The 5,786-nt window shown below is 70.7% G+C and carries 4 protein-coding genes; all 4 read left to right on the top strand.

Annotated features, from left to right (window positions below; genetic code table 11):
* Window positions 1-172 precede the first annotated feature (172 nt).
* The 4 genes from AB0B48_RS31510 to AB0B48_RS31495 all read left to right on the top strand — a co-directional run bounded on the left by AB0B48_RS31510 (window position 173) and on the right by AB0B48_RS31495 (window position 5,653).
* Window positions 173-1,579 (top strand): metallopeptidase TldD-related protein, encoded by a 1,407-nt coding sequence (locus AB0B48_RS31510; RefSeq protein WP_357207966.1) that lies wholly within the window; start codon window positions 173-175, stop codon window positions 1,577-1,579.
* A 265-nt stretch (window positions 1,580-1,844) separates the two neighbouring features.
* Window positions 1,845-2,651 (top strand): hypothetical protein, encoded by an 807-nt coding sequence (locus tag AB0B48_RS31505; protein ID WP_124859396.1) that lies wholly within the window; start codon window positions 1,845-1,847, stop codon window positions 2,649-2,651.
* 12 nt (window positions 2,652-2,663) lie between these two features.
* Window positions 2,664-4,592 (top strand): fumarate reductase/succinate dehydrogenase flavoprotein subunit, encoded by a 1,929-nt coding sequence (locus AB0B48_RS31500; protein WP_357207963.1) that lies wholly within the window; start codon window positions 2,664-2,666, stop codon window positions 4,590-4,592.
* Window positions 4,589-5,653, top strand: coding sequence for a succinate dehydrogenase/fumarate reductase iron-sulfur subunit (locus AB0B48_RS31495; RefSeq protein WP_355008232.1), 1,065 nt, complete (start codon window positions 4,589-4,591; stop codon window positions 5,651-5,653). The genes AB0B48_RS31500 and AB0B48_RS31495 overlap by 4 nt, the downstream gene beginning before the upstream one ends.
* The last annotated feature ends 133 nt before the right edge of the window (window positions 5,654-5,786 follow it).

Here is a 5,786-nt window from a genome sequence, read left to right as displayed (position 1 = left end):
AGAGCCGGGTTCGCGACCCCCCCTCTCGCGAACGAAAGGTGGCTCAGCGTGAGCGCGAGGAGTGAGCCGGGTTTGCGAGCCCCGCAGTCGCGAACGAAAGGTGGCTCGGCGTGAGCGCGAGGAGTGAGCCGGGTTTGCGAGCCCCGCAGTCGCGAACGAAAGGTGGCTCGGCATGAGTGGGCAGACGGAGTTGGAGCTGGCGGGGCAGGTGGTGGAGCTGGTTCGGCGTCTTGGCGGGCCGGCCGCGCAGGCCGAGGCGGTGGTGACGCGGGCGGACCTGGCGCTGACCCGGTTCGCCAACTCGGGCATCCACCAGAACGTCTCCGAGTCCACCGTCGGGGTCCGGCTGCGGGTGCACGTCGACGGTCGGACGGCTGCCGGTGGCGGCAGCGTGGTCACCGCCGACGGGTTGTCCGGTCTGGTGGAGCGCACCCTGGCCGCGGCGCGGCTCTGCCCGCCCGACCCGGGTTGGCCAGGGCTTACCCCGCCCATGCCCACGCCGGACGCCCCGCCCGTCGACGAGGCCACCGCGCACGCTGAGCCGGATCAGCGGGCCGATCGGGTGCGGGCGTTCGTGGCCGCTGCCGGGGGCCTCAGCACCGCCGGCTACTGCCGCACCGCGCACCGCTCGTCGGCGTTCGCCAACTCGGCCGGGCACTCGGCGTACGGCCGCTCGGTGGAGGCGGCGATGGACGGCATCGCCCGCCTCGACGGCGCCGACGGGGTGGCCCGGCGCAGCGCCGACCGGCTGTCCGACCTCGACGGCGCCGAGTTGGGCGCGCAGGCGGCCGCGAAGGTGCGGGCGGCGGCCGACCCGGTCGAGCTGCCGCCGGGGCACTACGAGGTGGTGTTCGAGCCGGCCGCGGTGGCGGACCTCCTGCAGAACCTGTCGTTCTTCGGCTTCAACGGCAAGCGGTACGCCGAGCGGCAGTCGTTCGCCGAGCCGGGCGCGGCCCAGTTCGACAGGGCGGTGACAGTGGTGGACGACCCGCTGGGCGGGTCCGGGTTGCCGTTCGACGCGGAGGGCACCGGCCGACGGGCGCTGACGCTCGTCGAGGCGGGCACCACCCGGGCGGTGGCGCACGATCGCCGGACCGCCGCCGAGGCGGGCGCGGAGTCCACCGGGCACGCGGTCGCCGGGGGTGCCACCTGGGGCCCGATGCCCCGAAACCTGCGGCTGACCGGCGCGGTGGCGGGTCCGGCCAGTGCAGTGGGCCGGAGCACCACCGGTGCGGCGGCCGGGGCGGTCGTCGACGCGGACACCGCCGCGTTGGTGGCCGGCGTACGCCGAGGGCTGCTGGTCACCGATCTCTGGTACACCCGGGTGCTCGACCCGAAGAGCCTCGTCGTCACCGGCTTGACCCGCAACGGCGTCTGGCTGATCGAGGACGGCACTGTCGTCCGGGCGGTCCGTGACCTGCGGTTCACCGAGTCGTACCCGCGGGCGCTCGGGCCGGGGGCGGTGCTCGGGCTCGGCGCGCGGGCGGTGCGCCAACCGGACCGGGTGGACGGTGCCTGGTGGGCGGCGCCGTCGCTGCGGCTGGCGTCGTGGCACTTCACCGGAGGAGCCTCCGGCTGACGTTGTCGGCCACGCTCACTGATGGTCGGCGACGCGCGCAAAACCGGCGCGTCGAGGGCTTTTCCGCAGGCCAGACACACGGGACACTCCCTTGCGCGGACGGCTCGCGGAGATCGGCGTAACGTGTGTCACTTAGCTGCGTCGGTCGATCCGGCGTGGTCGTTGGTGTGCGCATGACGTGGCAGCGGGTGCGGGTTCGCCGGTCCGCGTGCCGACCGGAGAGAGACCAGCCCGCCCGTACGGGCCCGTCGAGGAGACGACTCGAATGACTTCAACGGCAACGAGGCCGAAGGGGGCGCGGGCGCGCGCCGCCATCGCGGCGAAGACGTTGCGTACCGACCGATGGTGGTTCGCCCCGCTGATCACCGTGATCGGGCTCAGCGCCTGGGTCGCGTACGCGACGGTCCGGGTCTTCATGCACAAGTGGTACTGGGTGGACCAGTTCCACTACCTGACCCCGTTCTACTCCCCGTGCGTGACCGACCGGTGTGTCGAGGAAGCCTCGCACTTCGGCCGGTTCCTGCCCGGCTGGTGGATCATCCCGGACGCCGCGCTGACCCTGCCGTTCCTGCTGCTGTTCCGGCTCACCTGCTACTACTACCGTAAGGCGTACTACCGGTCGTTCTGGCTGTCGCCGCCGGCCTGCGCGGTCCCGGACGGGCACAAGGAGTACGGCGGTGAGACCCGTTTCCCGCTGCTCGGGCAGAACCTGCACCGCTACTTCTTCTACGCCGCCGCGATCATCTCGCTGATCAACACCTGGGACGCGATTCTCGCCTTCCACTCGCCGAAGGGCTTCGGCTTCGGGCTGGGCAACATCATCCTGCTGCTCAACGTGGTGATGCTCTGGGCGTACACGATCTCCTGCCACTCCTGCCGGCACATCATCGGCGGCCGGCTCAAGCACTTCTCCAAGCACCCGGTGCGGTACAAGGCCTGGACCTTCGTCTCGGCGTTGAACGTCCGGCACATGCAGCTCGCCTGGATCACCCTCGGCACCCTGGCGCTGGCCGACTTCTACATCATGGCGCTCGCTGCCGGCTGGTTCTCCGACCTGCGGTTCATCAACTAAAGGGCCCCTGACATGACCACAACCACTCGCATCGAACGACACCACTACGACGTCGTCGTCATCGGGGCCGGCGGCGCCGGTCTGCGCGCGGCGATCGAGGCCCGGCTGGCCGGCAAGAAGACCGCGATCATCTCCAAGTCGCTGTTCGGCAAGGCGCACACGGTGATGGCCGAGGGCGGCGCCGCCGCCGCGATGGGCAATGTGAACAGCCGGGACAACTGGCAGGTGCACTTCCGCGACACCATGCGCGGCGGCAAGTTCCTCAACAACTTCCGGATGGCCGAGCTGCACGCGAAGGAGTCGCCGCAGCGGATCTGGGAGCTGGAGACGTACGGTGCGCTCTTCGACCGCACCAAGGACGGCAAGATCTCGCAGCGCAACTTCGGTGGCCACGAGTACCCGCGCCTGGCGCACGTGGGTGACCGGACCGGGCTGGAGCTGATCCGCACCCTCCAGCAGAAGATCGTCTCGCTTCAGCAGGAGGACCAGCGGGAGTTCGGCTCGTACGACGCCCGGATCAGGGTGTTCTCCGAGACGACCATCACCGAGCTGCTGCTCGACGGTGACCGGGTGGCCGGCGCGTTCGGCTACTACCGCGAGTCGGGCGAGTTCATCCTCTTCGAGGCGCCGGCGGTCGTGCTGGCCACCGGCGGTGTCGGGCGCTCCTACAAGGTCACCTCGAACTCCTGGGAGTACACCGGGGACGGGCACGCGTTGGCGCTGCGCGCCGGGGCGACGCTGATCAACATGGAGTTCCTCCAGTTCCACCCGACCGGCATGGTCTGGCCGCCCTCGGTGAAGGGCATCCTGGTCACCGAGTCGGTGCGCGGTGACGGCGGCGTTCTGAAGAACTCCGACGGCAAGCGGTTCATGTTCGACTACGTCCCCGACGTCTTCCGCAAGCAGTACGCGGAGACCGAGGAGGAGGCGGACCGCTGGTACACCGACCCGGACAACAACCGACGCCCTCCGGAGCTGCTGCCGCGCGACGAGGTGGCCCGGGCCATCAACAGCGAGGTCAAGGCCGGCCGGGGCTCCCCCGCCGGTGGCGTCTTCCTGGACATCGCGAGCCGACGTTCGGCCGACGAGATCCGCCGCCGGCTGCCGTCGATGTATCACCAGTTCAAGGAGCTGGCCGACGTCGACATCACGGCCGAGCCGATGGAGGTCGGCCCGACCTGCCACTACGTGATGGGCGGCGTCGAGGTCGACCCGGATTCGGGTGCGGCCTTCGGCCACGTACGCGGGCTGTTCGCCGCCGGTGAGGTCTCCGGTGGCATGCACGGCTCGAACCGCCTCGGTGGTAACTCCCTGTCCGACCTGCTGGTCTTCGGCAAGCGGGCGGGCGGGCACGCGGCCAGCTACGCCGACGGGCTGACCGCCCGACCGAAGGTGGCCGTGAACGAGGTCGAGGCGGCCGTGGAGACCGCCCTCGCGCCGCTGCAACGGGACACCGGCGAGAACCCGTACACCCTTCAGCAGGACCTCCAGGCGGTGATGGGGGATCTGGTGGGCATCATCCGCCGGGAGGGTGAGCTGGCCGACGCGCTGGTCCGGCTCGCCGAGCTGCGTGAGCGGGTGGCCAAGGTGAGCGCGGCCGGCGGCCGACGCTACAACCCGGGCTGGCACCTGGCCCTGGACCTGCGCAACATGCTGGTGGTCTCGGAGTGCACCGCGAAGGCGGCGCTGGAGCGGCAGGAGTCGCGCGGCGGGCACACCCGGGAGGACTACCCGACGATGGAGCCGAAGTGGCGGCAGGTCAACCTGGTCTGCGCGCTGGACGGCGACACCGTGCAGCTGACCCGCAAGCCGCTGCCGAAGATGCGGTCGGAGCTGATCGGCCTCTTCGACCGGGCCGAGCTGGCCAAGTACCTCACCGACGAGGAGCTCGCCGACTTCGACGCCCTCGTTGACGACGCTGGAGAGGCGGACAACCGATGAGCGGGAAGCGTCAGTTCCGGATCTGGCGGGGCGACGAGAGCGGCGGCGACCTCCAGGACTACATGGTGGAGGTGAACGAGGGCGAGGTCGTCCTCGACGTCATCCACCGTTTGCAGGCCACCGATGCGCCCGACCTGGCCTGCCGGTGGAACTGCAAGGCCGGCAAGTGCGGCTCCTGCTCGATGGAGATCAACGGCAAGCCGCGGCTGGGTTGCATGACGCGGATGTCGACCTTCGGCGACGACGAGACCGTCACTGTCACCCCGCTGCGCACCTTCCCGGTCATCCGGGACCTGGTCACCGACGTCTCGTTCAACTACGAGAAGGCACGGGAGACCCCGGCGTTCGCCCCTCCGACGGACGTGGCTCCGGGCGACTACCGGATGCAGCAGGTCGACGTGGAGCGCTCGCAGGAGTTCCGTAAGTGCATCGAGTGCTTCCTGTGCCAGACGGTCTGCCACGTGATCCGCGATCACGAGGAGAACAAGCAGGCGTTCTCCGGTCCGCGGTACTTCATCCGGGCGGCCGAGCTGGACATGCACCCGCTGGACGCCCGGACCGACCGCAAGGAGTACGCGCAGGCCGAACAGGGCCTCGGCTTCTGCAACATCACCAAGTGCTGCACCGAGGTCTGCCCCGAGCACATCAAGATCACTGACAACGGGATCATCCCCATGAAGGAACGGGTCGTCGACCGCAGGTACGATCCCCTTGTGTGGCTTGGTAGCAAGATCTTCCGTCGGGGCGAGACGCCCCAGACCAGCGTGACCACCGCCCGTCAGGGCTCGGCGACGCCGGGCTCCGCCCGGGGTGGGGTGCACTCGCACGCGGGTGGCTCCCACGACTCGGGGGCTGAGGCGCAGGCGCAGAGCGGCGTCAACTGGCACCGGGAGGTGCCCCACCCGACCGCTCCGGCGGTCGACGACCGGGGCAAGCTGCCGCTGACCGAGCTCACCTTCGACCGGGCCGCCGCGCCGTCTCCCTTCGGCGACGACGTGACCTTCCCGCTGCCTCCGGAGCACCTCAACTTCGCTCACCCGGAGCAGGACAACAAGCACTGACCACCTGAACAACAACGGGGGCCGGGGGAGCGGCCCCGGCCCCCCGCCCACATACCCACCCCCCCCCCCCCACCCCCCCCCCCCCCCCCCCCCCCCCCCCCCCCCCCCCCCCCCCCCCCCCCCCCCCCCCCCC

It is taken from the genome of Micromonospora sp. NPDC049089, assembly GCF_040648775.1.
Classification (GTDB): Bacteria; Actinomycetota; Actinomycetes; order Mycobacteriales; family Micromonosporaceae; genus Micromonospora.
Note: the sequence above shows the minus strand (reverse complement) of the source record. Positions and strands in the feature narration are given on the sequence as shown.

Bases quoted from the DNA above. Each gene is read 5' to 3' on its own strand.
- AB0B48_RS31505 (WP_124859396.1), top strand. From the start codon at position 1,845: ATGACTTCAACGGCAACGAGGCCGAAGGGGGCGCGGGCGCGCGCCGCC.
- AB0B48_RS31510 (WP_357207966.1), top strand. From the start codon at position 173: ATGAGTGGGCAGACGGAGTTGGAGCTGGCGGGGCAGGTGGTGGAGCTG.
- AB0B48_RS31500 (WP_357207963.1), top strand. From the start codon at position 2,664: ATGACCACAACCACTCGCATCGAACGACACCACTACGACGTCGTCGTC.
- AB0B48_RS31495 (WP_355008232.1), top strand. From the start codon at position 4,589: ATGAGCGGGAAGCGTCAGTTCCGGATCTGGCGGGGCGACGAGAGCGGC.